We start from the raw sequence: 14,926 nt of genomic DNA, 5'->3' as shown, positions 1-14,926 counted from the left end.
TCGCAAGGCGGAGGGAGGAGAGCGCAGCGGGCTGCGCCGACGACCGACAACGCAGCGAGCGTGCGTGCCAGGCGTCCCCGGCCAGACGGGACTTTCGAAACACGCCCTAGTGGACGGCGGCATGACGAAGACCACGTGAGGCGTGGAGACGCCTCGCGCGGTCTTCGTGTACTGCCGGGGGCCCCGGGGAGCCGGCCGGGGCCGTGGAAGGCTCCGTAAGGCTGCCACCCGGGCGCGCGCCGCGGCCCCCGCCCCGGTGCTGACGGGGCGGGGGCCGGGGCGGATCAGACCTGGAGGGCCTTGATCGCGGTCGGCGCGTGGCCGGGCTCGGTCGCGAGCTCCTCGAACTCGGTGACGTCGCTCATGTCGACCGTCTTGCTCATCGCGATGTTGGTGACGCGCTCCAGGATCGCCTCGACGACGACCGGGACCTGGTGCTCGACGGCCAGCTTCTTGGCCTGCTCGAACGCCTCGCCCAGCTTCTCCGGGTCGGTGACGCGGATCGCCTTGACGCCCAGGCCCTCGGCGACCTTGACGTGGTCGACGCCGTAGACGCCGAGCTCCGGGGTGTTGATGTTCTCGAACTCGAGGTTGACCTCGAAGTTGATGCCGAGACCGCCCTGCGCCTGACGGATCAGACCCAGGTAGGCGTTGTTCACCAGGACGTGGACGTAGGGGACCTTATGCTGGGCGGCGACCGCCAGCTCCTCGATCATGAACTGGAAGTCGTAGTCGCCGGAGAGGGCGACGATCGGGGTCTCCGGGTCCGCGGTGGCGGCACCGATGGCGGCCGGGATGGTCCAGCCGAGCGGGCCCGCCTGGCCGCAGTTGATCCAGTGGCGCGGCCTGTAGACGTGCAGGAACTGCGCGGCGGCGATCTGGGAGAGGCCGATGGTGGTGACGTACCGGGTGTCGGGGCCGAACGCCCGGTTCATCTCCTCGTAGACGCGCTGCGGCTTGATCGGGACGTTCTCGAAGTGCGTACGGCGCTGCAGCGTCGCCTTGCGCTCCTGCGCGGAGGCGGCCCAGGCACCGAAGTCCGGGAGCTTGCCCGCGGCCTTCCACTCCTTGGCGATCTCGACGAAGAGCTCCAGGGCGACCTTGGCGTCGGAGGCGATGCCGAAGTCCGGGGCGAAGATCTTGCCGAGCTGGGTCGGCTCGATGTCGACGTGGACGAACTTCCGGCCCTTGGTGTAGGCCTCCATGTTGTAACCGGTGTGGCGGTTGGCCCAGCGGTTGCCGATGCCGAGGACGAAGTCCGACTCGAGGAACGTCGCGTTGCCGTAGCGGTGCGCGGTCTGCACACCGACCATGCCGGCGGCCAGCTCGTGGTCGTCCGGGATGGTGCCCCAGCCCATGAGGGTGGAGATGACGGGGATGTTGGTGAGCTCGGCGAACTCGACCAGCAGGTCGGAGGCGTCGGCGTTGATGATGCCGCCACCGGCGACGATCAGCGGACGCTCGGACTCCAGCAGGAAGCCCAGGGCCTTCTCGGCCTGCGCGCGGGTCGCGGACGGCTTGTAGACCGGCAGCGGCTGGTACGTCTCCGGGTCGAACTCGATCTCGGTCAGCTGGACGTCGATCGGCAGGTCGATGAGGACCGGGCCGGGACGGCCGGAGCGCATCAGGTGGAAGGCCTGCTGGAAGACGCCGGGGACCTGGGCGGCCTCCAGGACCGTGGTGGCGGCCTTGGTGACCGGCTTGGCGATCGACGCGATGTCGACGGCCTGGAAGTCCTCCTTGTGGAGCTTCGAGACCGGGGCCTGGCCGGTGATGCACAGGATCGGGATCGAGTCGGCGATCGCGGAGTACAGACCGGTGATCATGTCGGTGCCGGCGGGGCCGGACGTACCGATGCAGACGCCGATGTTGCCGGCCTTGGCGCGGGTGTAGCCCTCGGCCATGTGCGAGGCGCCTTCGACGTGGCGGGCGAGGGTGTGGCTCACGCCGCCGACGTTCTTGAGCTCGCGGTAGAAGGGGTTGATCGCCGCGCCGGGCACGCCGAACGCGTTGGTGACGCCTTCGCGCTTGAGGATCTCAACGGCCGCTGCGGCGGCGGTCATACGGGGCATGGGAGGGCTCCTGCTTCGGCCAGGCGGATCCGGGCTCCTCGTCTCGACGAGCTCGTTTCCGTATTGCGGAAGTAATGTTCTGCTATACGGAAGCAATGTAGGTCGAGGGGCCGAGAGCCGTCAAGGGAGCAGCAGGGGACGATGGCCGAACTCCCTCCCCTCGGCGGCCGGATTGGTGGACGATGGGGTCGGGACGACAGGGGGTTCGGTGTGGGTCTGGGTGAATCGGTACCGGTGCGCTGCCCGGCATGCCTCCGTACGCAGAGTTACGCGCCACCGGTCTTCCCGTGCGCCTGCGGTGCTCCGGTCGTGCCGCCGGTCGTCGAAGGGGCGACGGCGGAGCCGGTGACGCACCGCAACTGGACGGACGAGTGGGTCCTGGTGCGCTGCGGGGCCTGCGGCCGCGAGGACGAATGGCCCCATCCGGAGCTGGGCTGCACCTGCGGCACGGTGCTGCGGGTCCCGGTCCACCCCCCGCACGGCGACGGGCCCGATGCGGCGCACGGCTTCGGCGCCGACGGGCCGGATCCGGCGGACACCCGGACCACGGGTCCGCGGCCCGATCCCGAGGCCGCCGCGGGGCCCGAGCGGCAGGCCGCGGGCCACGGGGACGCCGCGAGCGGCGCCGCGGACGCCGGGCGGGGCGGGGTGGCCGCCGCGGTGGGCGCGGGCGGCGAGGTCCTGCTCGGCGGAGGAGCCCCGGCGGACCGCAGGGGCGAGGGCCGGGACGGGGCCGCCGTGCCGCCGGCGCAGGAAGCGCCCCTGTGGGAGAGCACCGGTCAGGGCCGGGGCCGTCGGTCCGTGCCGATCGTGGCCGAGGGGAGGGGCGCGTTCCGGCCCGTCACGATCCGCACCGCGCGCGACGCCGTCGCCGCGGCGGCCGGATATCTGCGGTGGCTGGGATTCCGGGACGTCGTGCAGCCCGAGGAACGGTCCGCCTCCGGCGCCGATCTCCGCGCGCCGGGCCTCGTCGCCCAGGTCGACCCGAGCACCCGGCCGGCCACGCTCCGCGCCGTCGAGTGCCTCTGGCTGAACGGCCTCAGCAACGCCGCCGTCAGTGTCTTCTTCTCCCTCGCGGGCTACACCCCCGAGGCCCGCGCCCGCGCGGACGGCCTGGGAGTCCCCCTCTTCGTCCTCGACCTGACGGGCACCCCGCAGGCGGTGAACACCCACGCCGAGGAGCTGATCACCGCCACGGCCCGCTGACCGAAGGCGGGCGGACCGACCGTGGGCGGACGCGGGGACCGCGGCCGGCCGGGGAAGGTCAGCCCGGGAAGGCCAGCCGGTAGGTCGCCGCCTTCATCGCCGAGGCCACCGCGTCCGTGATCGGGCCCGTGTGCGCGGGGACGGGACGGGGCCGGCAGGGGTGGCGGACGGCGTGCAAGAGCTCCGTGACGACCTCGTCGCGCCACGCCTCGCGCCGCGGCCCCTCGGCCGCCGGGCCCTCGTCCCGCTCCCGGACGGCCGCGGGCCGGTACTCCCGTACCGGCACCACGCCCAGCATCCGGCGCCGCACCGGCACCAGCAGCCCCCGGGTCAGCAGCTCGGCGCGGGTCACGTCGAGGAGCTCGGCGCCCAGGCGTTCCACCCAGGCCCGGGGGCCGCGGGCGCGCTCCGCGAACAGCAGGCGCTCCAGCGCCAGGTCCACCGCCCGGTCGGGACAGCGCTCCGCGCGGCAGACGAGGATCCCGTCGGGCGCCACGGTGATCCTCCCCGTCAGGGCCAGTTCGTGCAGCGCCGCGCCGGCCGTGCCGTAGCCCAGCTCCGTCCTCCGCAGCGGCGACCGCAACGCGCGGTCGCGGCTCGCCCTCAGCACCAGCTCCGCCGGCAGCGACCGCACCGTCGCTCAGACCCCGAGCCGCTGCTTGACGTCGGCGAAGAACGGGATGTGGCGGTAGTCCCCCGCCTCCTCGTCGTACTCGGTGTACCGGTTGGTGAACTCCAGGAGCCCGGACTTCACCTCGGCCACCGACGCACTGTGGATCCGCCGCTCCACGGCCTGGATCTCCCCGAGGAAACTCGCCAGGACCGCGGGCAGCTCCGGACGGAGGTGGATGCGCTCGTCCCGCAGCTCGATCCCGCCGTGTGCCGAGAGGTAGTTGAAGAGCAACTGCGAGGCGACGGCGTCGTAGTTGGGCCGCGGTATGCCCTCGACGGCGTACCGCAGCAGCCGCTCGGCGAGGATGTACTCGTACGCGCGCCGCGCCTCCTCCGCCGGGAGTTCGCGGTCCTCCAGGCACACCAGCATGGAGGAGACGTCGACCCGCAGCTCCTCCAGGCCGGCGAGGGGCTTCAGCTTCTTCGCGTGCAGATAGTCCGGGATCGGCATGTCGCCCTGCCGGTGGTGGAATTCGTGCAGCCGCACCCACCACGAGGAGGCCGCCTCGACCAGCTCGTCGTCGGCCCCCTGGATGAGCGGGAAACTGCCCGGTGCCATCACTTCGTCGATCATCTTCCGCGTGATGCGGTTGTGCCGTTCGACGAATTTGTCGATGAAATAGAAAATGAGGTCGTCGGGGTCCTGACGGCCGTCGATGTGGTTCTCCGGGAAGAGCGCGACGACCACCCGGGAATTGAATCCGTCCGTACACGCGGTGATGTTCACCGGCATGGTGTTGCTGCCGTAGCGGCGGGCCAGATGGGGATGGGTCGGCAGCGGCTCATAGGTGAGGTAGTCAAGGGAGAGACGCGGGAAATAAGAGGCGTTGAAGAGCGAGAAGAGATGCCGATCACGTTCGGTGTTGATGTGCTCCTTGGTCCGGCGCAGCCGGAGCTCCCGCTGCCCCTCGCCGTTCTCGCCGAAGTCCTCGCGCAGGTCCTCGCCCAGGTTCTCGCGCAGGTCGTCCATGAAGGCCCGGGCCGCCGGCTGGTCGCGGACGTGCTCGGAGGCCTCCAGCCGGCGCAGCAGCTCGGCGAGGAAGACGGGGCCGGTGACATCCGCTCCGGGGACGAGCTCCCGGCGTATCTCGTTGACCTCGTCGATGACCAGCTTGATCTCGTTCGACACCGCTACCACCGCTACCGCCTCGCCTTCGTCGTGGGATGGTCCTGCCGTTTCCAGTACTCGAGGCCGCCGAGCATCTCCTTGACCCGGAAACCGGCCGCCGCGAGCTTCGCGGCGGCCCTGGAGCCCGCGTTGCAGGCGGGGCCCCAGCCGTAGGTGACGTAGACCGGCTCGGGGTCGAGCCCGCTCAGGACGGCGTCGGTCAGTTCGGCGTGCGGCAGGCCGAGGGCGCCGGGCAGGCACTCCTCCTCGAACGCGGCCTTCGACCGGGCGTCGACCAGGACGAAGCCCGGCACTCCGGCGGCGAGGTCGTGGTGGACGTCGTAGGGGTCGGTCTCGCAGGCCAGCCGGGCATGGAGGAAATAGCCGAGCGCCGCTTCCGGGGAGGCGGCGGGAATTCCCAGGACGCGCGATCCGGGAATTCCGGGGCGCGAAGGCCCGGAACCGGGTTCCGGGGAGGGGCCGGGGCCGGCGCCGGGAACCCCTGAGGCGGGGTTCCCGCGCGCCGACTCGTCGTCACCGCTCGGGTCCGTAGGGGGCTGTGTTCTCTGTGGTGTCGTCATCCGCGTTCTCGTTCTCCGCAATCCAGCTCTCGATGAGGAATCTGCCGATGGAGTCCGGCCGGTAGCCGTGGCCGGCCTCGATGTGCGCGCGCAGTTCGGTGGGGGTGAACCAGCGGGTCTCGACGACCTCCTCGCCGTCCGCGACCGACTCGTCCGAGACCGCCTCGGCCCGGAACGCCACCATCAGCCCGGCCGGGAACGGCCAGGCCTGCGAGCCCTGGTAGACGACGTCCTTGACCACCACACCGGCCTCTTCGAAGACCTCGCGGCGGACGGCGTCCTCCAGGCTCTCGCCGATCTCGACGAAACCGGCGAGGGTGGAGAAGGCCTCCGGCCCGGAGCCCGCGTGCCGGCCGAGGAGGCAGCGCCGGGGCTCACCGGCCCGCTCCACCAGGACGATCACCGCCGGCTCGATCCGGGGGAAGAGGAGCTTGCCGCAGTCCCGGCAGACCCGCAGGTGACCTCCGTCGCGGCTCTCCGCCCGTCCGCCGCAGGCCCCGCAGAACCGCTGGCCCCGCGCCCAGTGCGTGATGCCCCGGGCGTACGCGAGGAGACCCGCCTGCGCCGTGTCGATGGACGACACCAGGGCGCGTACGTCCTGCGCGGCGTCCGCCCCCGCGAGGGTGAGCGCCTCCTCCCGGGGAAGGCCGGACAGGTCGGCCGCGAGGATCGCGGTCTCGCCGTCAAGACCCAGGAACACCGGCTCCGGGACCGCGTCGAGGAGCGCGCGGGCCTCCCCCGCCCCGAGGGTCACCGGCGCGCCGTCCCGCACGAGGCACTGGTCCTGCCAGAGCGGGACGACCCGGGTGCCGGGGCGGGCGGCGAGGCCCGTGATCCACGCGGCGTCGGTGCGTCGGCCGCCGGCCCGGTCGAGGTCGAGCCCGGTGTAGTGCACGGAGGTTCTCCTGTCGTTCCTCGCCCGGCGCGGGGCCGGAGCGGGGGGCGGGTGGCTCACCCCTGGCCGCCCGCCGGGGCGGAACCCCCCGCCGTGGCGGGATCCGGCTCGGGGGCGCGCTCCCCGAGGGAGGCGCCGAGCGCGGCGAAGGCGGCGGCCAGATCGTCCGGACAGTCGTCCAGGAGGCCGGCGACAGCCTCCCACACCACCCGCGACGCCCGGACGAGGAGATGATCCTGAGGGGGCGTCAGGAAGTACTGGAACTGGAGCATCTCCAACGGGGCGGCGATCTGGACCAGGACGTGGTCCGGGGTCTCGATCAGCCATCCGTCGAACCGGTCCGATTCGACAATGTTTTCCACCGCGGAACGGACCGGTGCGATGTCGACGGGTTCGGGGCGTCGTCTGCGGAGCACGCTCAGTCCTCGTACCGGATGGGCTCGTAGGAGGCGAGCCGTTCGAAGTCGCGGTAGAGGGCTTCGTAGTCGTGGTTGCGGACCAGGAACATGCCGCCGTTGTCGATGAGGGAGGCGCCCTGCTTGATCTCCTCGCCGACGCGGACCTTCCACCTCATCTCGACCTCGCTCTCCACGTCCGGGTCCACCAGCTCGGCGACGATCCCCGGCCGCTTGGGCATGACGGCGTCGAAGCAGTACATCTGCTCCTGGTCCCAGGGGTGGCTCGGCAGGCCCGCCTCGATCTCGAAGGCCAGGTTGAGCAGCGCGATCGCGTAGTTCTGCTGCATGGCGGCGAGTCCGGCAAGTCCCTTGAAACGGGCGCCGACCTCCAGGAAGACCAGCTCGTCGTCCTTGGTGTGGAACAGCTCCAGGTGGCTCGCCCCGTCGAGCTTGCCGAGCGCGTCGAGGACCGTCTCGGCGAACTCGATCATGCGCGGGACGCGCGGGTCGGAGTCGATGAGGTTGATGTCGGCGTTGACCCGGCCGCGCTGCACCTCGGTGGAGTTGACCAGGTACTCCGTCACCCCGCCGAAGACGGTCCGGCCGTCCTGGACGACGAGGTTGACGCTGTACATGGTGCCGTCGATGTGCTCCTCGTACTCGTAGCTGCGGCCGAGGTCGCGCGGGAGGGCGTGGAACTCCTCCGCCGTGAAGACCTTGTACACGCCGTCGGCGGAGGCGGCGTCGACCGGCTTGAGGACGAACGGCATGCCGACGTCCGCGACGATGCGGTCCAGGCAGGCGGCCGGGTCGTCCTGGAAGGCCTGCTGGTCGAAGCGCCCGAAGCGGGGCACGCGCAGCCCGGTTCCGGCCAGCTTCTCCTTCATCAGGCACTTGTCGCGGTACGGCAGGAGCTGCTCGTAGGTCGGCCCGGCGAGGCCGAACTCCTCGCGCAGTTCGGCCGTCAGCAGCAGGTTGCGCTCGTCGAAGCAGTGCAGGGTGAGTTCGCCGGGCCCGGCCCCGGCGGCCAGCTCCCGGACGATGGCCCGGGTGGCGGCCGGGTCGACGATCGAGGACTCGGTGTACGACGGGTCCTCCAGGCCGCACGGGACGACGTGGATCCGGTGGAAGTAGGCCCGCTCGGCGTCCGAGACGTTGGCGCTGTCCTGCTCGGAGAAGATGCCGACGAAGTGGACCTTCTCCGGCTCCACCAGCAGGTCGTGGCGGAAGACTCCGAAGCCACGCGTCGATATCACTGCGACTGTCCTCATGCGGTTTCTCCGATCGACTTCGTGGTGTGCTGCGCTCGCCGTTCCAGCACCAGCAGCAGCGGGATCGCCAGCAGGCTCAGCCCCAGCAGGAAGAGCATCGGCAGGACCTCGCCCCTGGCGAGCAGGAACGTGAGCAGACCTGGCGCGGCGACCTCGCCGACGGTCCAGGACAACTGGTAGGTGGCCAGATAGCGGCCACGGATGTGCGCGGGTGCCATCGACACGCTGAGCGTCTCGACGGCGGGGAAGGCGATGACCTCGGCGAGGGTGAAGACGACCATCGCCAGGAAGAGCCCCACGTAGGTGACGGCGTCGGGGGTCGTGTAGAGGACGGCGAACAGGCCGAAGGCGGCCGCGTTGAGCACCGCCGCCAGCATGATGACCCGGGTCATCCGGGACCCCTCGGTCCGTTTGGAGACGAGAGTCTGGGTGAGCGAGACCTGGACCGCGTTGACCACGATGAGGGTGCCGGCGGTCCAGGCGGGCAGCTCCAGGGCGTCGACGATGTAGATCGCGAGGAGCACCTTGATCAGCATCTGGCCGAAGACCAGGGTGGCGTTGACGCCGATGAGGAGGGTGTACGAGACGTCCCGCAGGACCGTCGCGTAACCGGCCTTGACCTGCTGCACCTGCTCCGCGACGTCGGCGCCGGTGGCCGGTGCGGCGGGCTCCTGCCGGGCCGGCCGCCACGAGAACAGCAGGGTCGCGGCCAGGACGTAGCTGACCGCGTTGCCGACCACGATGGCGTGCAGGGCGGTCCCCTCGCCCAGGGTGAAGGCGAAGGCGGCGAGCGCGCCACCGATGCCCATCGCCGTGTTGCGCAGGGCCGTCATGAAGCCGAACCAGCTGGTGCGCCGGTCCTCCGGCGAGGCCAGCACCACCAGACCGCTGCTGGAGGTCCAGTAGGTGGTGTGGCCGACCTGCACCAGGAAGACGACGAGGATGATCTGCCACACGGAGTGGGCCATGAGGAAGCCGAGGTATCCGGCGACCGAGACGAGGTTGCCCCAAGCGGCGGTCCGGCGGGCGCTGAACCGGTCGATCAGCGGCCCCACGACGATCGAGGCGGGCAGGGCGATCAGCCGCGCGACGGTCATCGCGGCGCCGATGGCCGTGACGGAGACCGAGGTCGTCCTGGCGAAGTACACCAGGGTGAACGCCATGATCAGCCCGGTGCCGAGGCTGTCGATGAGGCTGGCGGAGACGAACCTTCCGTTTCCCTTCAGGCGCGGTACGCCGAGCCTCTGCCAGACCGTCTCGGGTGCGAGGGTGGTTGCCACTGTCCCGGCTCTCTCTCGTTGACTCGTGGGGGCGGCGTCGGGCTCAGCCCGCGGCGGGACGGGTGACGACCCGCACCCGGCCGATGAGCGCGTCGATGCGCTCGATGGCGGCCGCGGTGGTGTCGGCGGTGACCAGGACCTGCACGTGGCGGCCGAAGTTGTCGCTCATCGGCTCGATCACGTCGCCGGGGGCCACGTGGACGTCGACACCGAACACCCCGGGCTCGGCGCGCAGTTCCTCCACCCCTTCGACGCCCTCGACGATGCCGGGCTCGCCGTTGACCCACTTGGTGGCGGCGCCGAGGACGGGCTCCGGGCGGGCGGTGAGGGCGGGCAGGACGCGGGTCGGCCAGCCGGAGGCGTACCGCTCGATGTCGAAGCCGTGGGTGACGGACATGAAGTCCAGGAGCCGGTCGCCGGCGACCCGGTCGTGGCCCTCGATGATCCGCGGGCCCTTCGAGGAGAGCCTGATCTCGGTGTGGCCGACACCGTCCTTCAGTCCCATGGCCGTGAGGAAGCCGACGACGTGGTCCTCGATGACGGTCTCGTCCTCGGCGCTCAGGATCGCCGGGAGGGCGTGGCCCATCTCGACGCAGCCGTCGGCGAACTTGTCGGTGATCGAGACGACGATGTGCCGGCCGTCGAAGGAGAAGCTCTCGACGCTGTACTCGACGCCGTCGATGTACTCCTCGGCGATGAAGCGGTCGACGGGGTAGAAGGTGGCCATCGGCAGGTCGTCGCGGCCGCGCAGGCCGGTCAGCTCCGCCCACGCCTCGTCCGCCTCCTCCGGACCGTGGATGACCGCGATGCCCCGGCTGGCGGTGCCGTCCAGCGGCTTGACGATGACCGGGAAGCCGTACCGTCCGGCGAAGTCGCGCACGTCGTCGGCGGAGGCGACCTCGGCGCAGCCCACCGACTCGAAGCCGGTGCTGTGCAGCCACTCGCGCATCCGCAGCTTGTCGTGGAAGCGCCGCGCCACCTCGTAGGAGGTGCCGTCGAAGCCCAGCATGTCGTTGATCCGCCCGGCCAGTTCGGTGGCCTGCTCCACCAGGGTCATGACCGCGGTGAAGCCGTACGCCTCGTGGGCGGCGCGGACGAGGGGGCGGGTCACCTCCCAGTCGAGGTAGTCCACCAGCAGCAGCACGTCGGCGACCTCGGCCTGGCCGGGGAGCAGGCGCTCCTTGTGCTGGAGGAAGACGATCCGCAGGCCGAGCTCCTTGGCCTTGCGCAGGGCTTCCAGCCGTCCGCCGATGATCAGGATGGTGGCGGGGGTGTCGCCGCCGTCGGGGGTACGGGAGGGGGTGTCGGTGTCCACGTGGGCCGCTCCTTCGCTCGTCGTCATGAGGCCGCGGCCACCGGGGCGCGTCCGTCGGTCGCGGGGCGCCTGCGGGCGCCTTCCGCCTCGTCGTAGAGGGCCTCGACGATGATCTCCAGGCCCCGCAGCAGGCTGCTGTCCTCCGCGATCAGCGGCGGCAGGATCTTGACGACCTCGCTGTCGCGGCCGCAGGTCTCCACGATCAGTCCGTGTTCGAAGCAGCGGCGGGAGACCTTGGCGCCGGAGATGTTGGTGCCGCTGAGGTCGATGCCCTGGATGAGGCCGCGGCCCCGCAGCAGGGCGCCGAAGCGGGTGCCGACCTCGCGCCGCAGGAGGTCGGTGACCAGCTCGCCCTTGCGGCGCACCTCGGCGCCGAAGGCCGGGTCGGCGCCGTCCGCCCAGTGGGCGCGCAGGGCGGCGGTGGCCGCGACGAAGGCGAGCTGGTTGCCGCGGAAGGTGCCGTTGTGCTGGCCCGGCTTCCAGATGTCGTACTCGGGCTTGAGCAGCAGCAGCGCCATCGGCAGGCCGTAGCCGCTGATCGACTTGGAGAGGGTGATCAGGTCGGGGGCGATGCCGGCCTCTTCGAAGGAGAAGAACGAGCCGGTACGGCCGCAGCCGACCTGGATGTCGTCGACGACGAGGAGCACCCGGTGGGTGTCGCACCAGCGGCGCAGCCCGGTGAGGAACGCGTCGGGGGCGACGTACACCCCGCCCTCGCACTGGACGGTCTCCAGGAGCACGGCGGCCGGCTTCTCGACGCCGGAGCTGGGGTCGCCCACCAGCCGGTCGAGGAGGTCCAGGCTGTCGAACGGGCCCATCGGGGAGTCCGGGTAGGGCACGTGGGTGACCCCGGAGAGGGTGGGGCGCAGGCCCTGCTTGTAGAAGTCGGAGCCGACCGCGGCGAGCGCGCCGGTGCTCATGCCGTGGAAACCGCCGCCGAAGGCGATCACGTTGGTCCGCCCGGTGACCAGGCGGGCGACCTTGAGGGCGGCCTCGACCGCGTTGGTCCCCGACGGGCTGCAGAACTGCACCTTGTGGTCGAGGCCGCGCGGCCTCAGCACGAGGTCCCGGAAGGTCTCGAGGAAGTCCTGCTTGACGGTGGTCGCCAGGTCGAGGCCGTGGGTCAGGCCGTCGCGCTCCATGTGGTCGATGAGGGCCCGCTTGGCGAACTCCGGGTTGTGGCCGTAGTTCAGGGCGCCGGCCCCGGCGAGGAAGTCGAGGTAGCGGGTTCCGTCCGCGCTGACCAGGAACTCCCGGCTGGCGGTCTCGAAGGTGGCGGGGAAGGACCGCGCGTAGGAGCGGACCGCCGATTCACGGTCCTCGTACACCTCGGCCAGGCCTGGGCCCTGGTTCATGGTTCCCTCTCTGTCGGGTGCGGGGGCGGTCACGACTGCGGTCCGGCGGGCGCGGGCAGCTCCCGGCCGATGTGCTCGGAGAAGGCGACGGTGTTGTGCGGGTTGTCGCCGAGCCGTACGCCGTTGACGACGACCTCCTGGCGGGCGGCGAGGCCGCGCCGGTGCGCCTCGGCGGCCGTGGGGGCGGTGACGATGAACATGCCGACGGCGTCGAGCTGGTCGGCGCGGCCGCTGAGCCGCTCCCCCGGGCTCTTGGTGGCGCGGGCGGCGATGCTGTCGGCGGGGAACTCGATGGTGCGGAACTCGGTGGTGCCCGGCGGGGGCAGGACCACCATCTCGACCGCGTACCGGGGCGGCCGGGCGGTGAAGCCGAGGTCCGGGGCGATGCCGCAGCCGACGTCGACGAGGACGCTCGCGTAGTCGAGTCCGTACGCCTCTCCGATGGACACCGGGGAGGCGAAGCCGGCGGCGCGCGGGTTGAAGTCGATGAGTTCGGCGGTGCCGTCGTCGGCGACCATGAACTCCAGGTGGGTGGGCCCGTGGTGGAAGCCCAGGCACTCGTGGACCGCGCGCGACTTCTCCACCAGCTCGGCGAGGCGCGGGTGGTGGTAGGGGGTCTGCATGCCCTGCTCGACGACCGGGTCGGCGGCGAGGACGTACCGTCCGGTGAGGGTGACGAAGCCGACCTCGCCGCGGTGCACCACGGATTCGACGGAGAGGAGTTCGCCCTCGGCCTTCTCCTCCAGGACGAAGCCGCCGTGGGCCCGGATGTAGTCGCGCATCAGGGGGTTGACGACGTCGGCGGTGCGGACCCGCTCGGCCGTGTCGCGCAGTTCGGCGAGGGTGGAGACCTCGAAGCAGAGCGCGCTGCCGGTGCCGTTGGCGGGCTTCAGGACGGCCGCCCGGGAGAACTCCCAGTTCTCCCAGGCCAGCGCCTCGTCGAGCGGGACTCCGCGCAGCGCGGAGAGGCCCGCGTCGTGCAGCGTGGCGCGCACCCGGGTCTTGTCGAGGATGCGCAGCAGGGTCGCCGGGTCGGTCGTCGGGAGGCCGGCGAGCTGCCGCAGGGCGGCCTGGTGGGGCAGGGTCGGCTCGAACATGCTGTGCGTGCCGACGATGTCGTACCGGTCGGCCAGGTCCTTCAGGACGGCGTCGAGCGCCGGGGTGTCGGTCCACGAGGCGATGGTGACGCGCTCGTCGACGAGGCCGTCCGGGACGGTGAAGGGGCCGGCCGCGCACAGGGGGTTGTGGTTGAGGGCGACGATGTCGAAGCCTCGCGCCTTGGCCTCCTGCGCGGTGTAGAGCATGGCGTTCATCAGCTCGAAGAGGACGAACGCTTTTCTGCGGGGCATGGCGTTCTCACTTCCCTGTGGGGACGGCGTCGGCGTGCGGCGCGGTGGCCGCGGCCGGTTCGGCCCCGATGTCGGTGCGGTAGCGCATGCCGGGGAAGGAGATGCGCTGGATGCGGTCGTAGGCCCTGCGCCGGGCCTGCTCGGGCGTCCGCCCGGCGCCGACGACGTGGACGACGCGGCCGCCGGTGGTCCGCGGCACGCCGGCGGTGTCGCGGCGCACGTTGGCGCAGAAGACGACCGTCTCGGCGGGGCCGTCGGCCGGGCGGGGCTCGGCGGGCCCGTCGGACCGGTCCAGGCCGTGGACCGGCTGGCCGGTGGCGAAGGCGCCGAAGGGCCAGCCGACCAGGGCCTGCGGGTCGGCCTGGTCCAGGCAGCCCTGGACCAGGGCGACGGAGCAGCGGGCGAGGCCGTCGGTGTCGAGCCGGTGCCGGGCGAGGTCGCGGGCGAGGACGGCGCGGCACAGCTCGGTGAAGTCGCTGCGGACGCCCGGCAGGACGACCTGGGCCTCGGAGTCGCCGAACCGGGCGTTGATCTCGATGACGACCGGGCCGCGGGGGGTGAGCATGGCGCCGATGTAGACGAAGCCGGTGAAGTCGAGCCCCTCCGCCCGCAGTCCGCGCACCAGCGGGTCGACGAGCGTGGCGCGCAGCTCCTCGCACAGCGCGGGACTGTCGTACGGGTGCGGGGCCACGGACCCCATGCCGTCGCAGTTCTTGCCGGCGTCGGCCTCCAGGGTGCGCTTGTAGTCCATGGCGGTCGGGAAGACGAGGGCGCTGTCGCCGTCGAGGAGGGCGAACACCGAGATCTCGCGGCCGGTGAGGCGTTCCTCGACGACGAGCCGCAGCCCGGGGCCGTCGCCGGCGTCGGCGGCGCGCGCGGCCTCCGCCTCGAACCGGTCGATCGCCGCGAGGGCCTCGCCCGGGGTGTCGCAGACCACCGATCCGTCGCCGTCCGGGGTGAGCCCGTCGGTCTTGACGACACAGTGGTACGGCCGCGAGGCGACGTACTCCCTCGCCTTCGCCGCGTCCGTGAACACCTCGAACTCAGCGACGGGGATGCCGTGGTCGCGGCAGAACTCCTTGCCGCGGGTCTTGCTGGACTCCAGGGCGGCGGCGGCCGCGGTGGGCCCGATGACCCGGTGGCCGGCCCGGCGCAGCTCGTCGACGTACCCCTGGGACAGGGCGTCGATGTTGGAGACGAAGACGAACTCGACGGGGTGCGCGGCCAGGTAGTCGAGGGCCGTGCGGGGATCGTCGAGCCTGATCGAGCCGGCGGGCAGGATGCGCGGGTGGTCGACGACGTCGCAGCCGGGGCCGTAGTGGACGGTCACGTGCGGGTCGGTGCGGGTGAACAGGTCGCAGATCGCGTGGCCGCGTCCGGTGCCGTCGACGACGAGCACGGAGTGGGGTCCGGAGGTCATCGGG

At 71.7% G+C, this 14,926-nt stretch carries 13 protein-coding genes; 1 reads left to right on the top strand and 12 read right to left on the bottom strand.

Features of this window, described 5'->3' with window-relative positions:
* Positions 1-284 precede the first annotated feature (284 nt).
* Positions 285-2,063, bottom strand: coding sequence for a glyoxylate carboligase (gene gcl / locus ACFZBD_RS22700; protein ID WP_391142243.1), 1,779 nt, complete (start codon positions 2,061-2,063; stop codon positions 285-287).
* Between the two features lie 318 nt (positions 2,064-2,381).
* On the opposite strand from gcl, the gene ACFZBD_RS22695 reads away from it, so the two are divergent.
* Positions 2,382-3,278, top strand: coding sequence for a hypothetical protein (locus ACFZBD_RS22695; protein WP_391142193.1), 897 nt, complete (start codon positions 2,382-2,384; stop codon positions 3,276-3,278).
* 58 nt (positions 3,279-3,336) lie between these two features.
* Here ACFZBD_RS22695 and ACFZBD_RS22690 read toward each other — a convergent pair whose 3' ends face one another.
* From ACFZBD_RS22690 to purD, 11 genes are read right to left on the bottom strand one after another with little or no spacing between them, the layout of a single operon-like run.
* Positions 3,337-3,912, bottom strand: a complete 576-nt coding sequence (locus ACFZBD_RS22690) for a GPP34 family phosphoprotein (RefSeq protein ID WP_391142192.1) — start codon at positions 3,910-3,912, stop codon at positions 3,337-3,339.
* 6 nt (positions 3,913-3,918) lie between these two features.
* Entirely contained in the window at positions 3,919-5,079 is a 1,161-nt protein-coding gene (locus ACFZBD_RS22685; protein ID WP_391142191.1) for a DUF6421 family protein, read from the bottom strand.
* Positions 5,080-5,090: 11 nt separating this feature from the next.
* Positions 5,091-5,639 (bottom strand): rhodanese-like domain-containing protein, encoded by a 549-nt coding sequence (locus tag ACFZBD_RS22680; protein WP_391142188.1) that lies wholly within the window; start codon positions 5,637-5,639, stop codon positions 5,091-5,093.
* A complete protein-coding gene (gene nudC / locus ACFZBD_RS22675) occupies positions 5,593-6,534 on the bottom strand; it encodes an NAD(+) diphosphatase (RefSeq protein WP_391142187.1) in 942 nt (313 codons plus the stop codon). Before nudC ends, ACFZBD_RS22680 begins: the two co-directional genes overlap by 47 nt.
* Before the next feature lie 56 nt (positions 6,535-6,590).
* Positions 6,591-6,896: a hypothetical protein gene (locus tag ACFZBD_RS22670; protein WP_391142185.1), complete on the bottom strand. Its 306-nt coding sequence runs from the start codon at positions 6,894-6,896 to the stop codon at positions 6,591-6,593.
* Positions 6,897-6,952: 56 nt separating this feature from the next.
* The gene (locus tag ACFZBD_RS22665) at positions 6,953-8,188 is read right to left on the bottom strand and encodes an ATP-grasp domain-containing protein (protein ID WP_391142183.1); all 1,236 of its coding nucleotides are present in this window, start codon (positions 8,186-8,188) and stop codon (positions 6,953-6,955) included.
* 11 nt (positions 8,189-8,199) lie between these two features.
* Complete coding sequence (locus ACFZBD_RS22660) at positions 8,200-9,483, bottom strand: MFS transporter (protein ID WP_391142181.1); 1,284 nt, start codon at positions 9,481-9,483, stop codon at positions 8,200-8,202.
* A 43-nt stretch (positions 9,484-9,526) separates the two neighbouring features.
* Positions 9,527-10,798, bottom strand: a complete 1,272-nt coding sequence (locus tag ACFZBD_RS22655; protein WP_391142179.1) for an ATP-grasp domain-containing protein — start codon at positions 10,796-10,798, stop codon at positions 9,527-9,529.
* 23 nt (positions 10,799-10,821) lie between these two features.
* On the bottom strand, positions 10,822-12,153 hold the full coding sequence (locus ACFZBD_RS22650; protein WP_391142177.1) for a diaminobutyrate--2-oxoglutarate transaminase: 1,332 nt from the start codon (positions 12,151-12,153) through the stop codon (positions 10,822-10,824).
* A gap of 29 nt (positions 12,154-12,182) precedes the next feature.
* The gene (locus tag ACFZBD_RS22645; RefSeq protein ID WP_391142175.1) at positions 12,183-13,502 is read right to left on the bottom strand and encodes an ATP-grasp domain-containing protein; all 1,320 of its coding nucleotides are present in this window, start codon (positions 13,500-13,502) and stop codon (positions 12,183-12,185) included.
* Between the two features lie 7 nt (positions 13,503-13,509).
* Positions 13,510-14,922, bottom strand: a complete 1,413-nt coding sequence (gene purD, locus ACFZBD_RS22640) for a phosphoribosylamine--glycine ligase (protein WP_391142173.1) — start codon at positions 14,920-14,922, stop codon at positions 13,510-13,512.
* Between the last annotated feature and the right edge of the window lie 4 nt (positions 14,923-14,926).

It is taken from the genome of Streptomyces sp. NPDC008121, assembly GCF_042957155.1.
Taxonomy (GTDB): domain Bacteria; phylum Actinomycetota; class Actinomycetes; order Streptomycetales; family Streptomycetaceae; genus Streptomyces.
The sequence above is the reverse complement of the archived record's forward strand: the minus strand, read 5'-3'. Positions and strand labels throughout refer to the sequence as shown.

Bases quoted from the DNA above. Each gene is read 5' to 3' on its own strand.
- gcl (WP_391142243.1), bottom strand. From the start codon at position 2,063: ATGACCGCCGCCGCAGCGGCCGTTGAGATCCTCAAGCGCGAAGGCGTC.
- ACFZBD_RS22680 (WP_391142188.1), bottom strand. From the start codon at position 5,639: ATGACGACACCACAGAGAACACAGCCCCCTACGGACCCGAGCGGTGAC.
- ACFZBD_RS22650 (WP_391142177.1), bottom strand. From the start codon at position 12,153: ATGAACCAGGGCCCAGGCCTGGCCGAGGTGTACGAGGACCGTGAATCG.
- ACFZBD_RS22645 (WP_391142175.1), bottom strand. From the start codon at position 13,502: ATGCCCCGCAGAAAAGCGTTCGTCCTCTTCGAGCTGATGAACGCCATG.
- purD (WP_391142173.1), bottom strand. From the start codon at position 14,922: ATGACCTCCGGACCCCACTCCGTGCTCGTCGTCGACGGCACCGGACGC.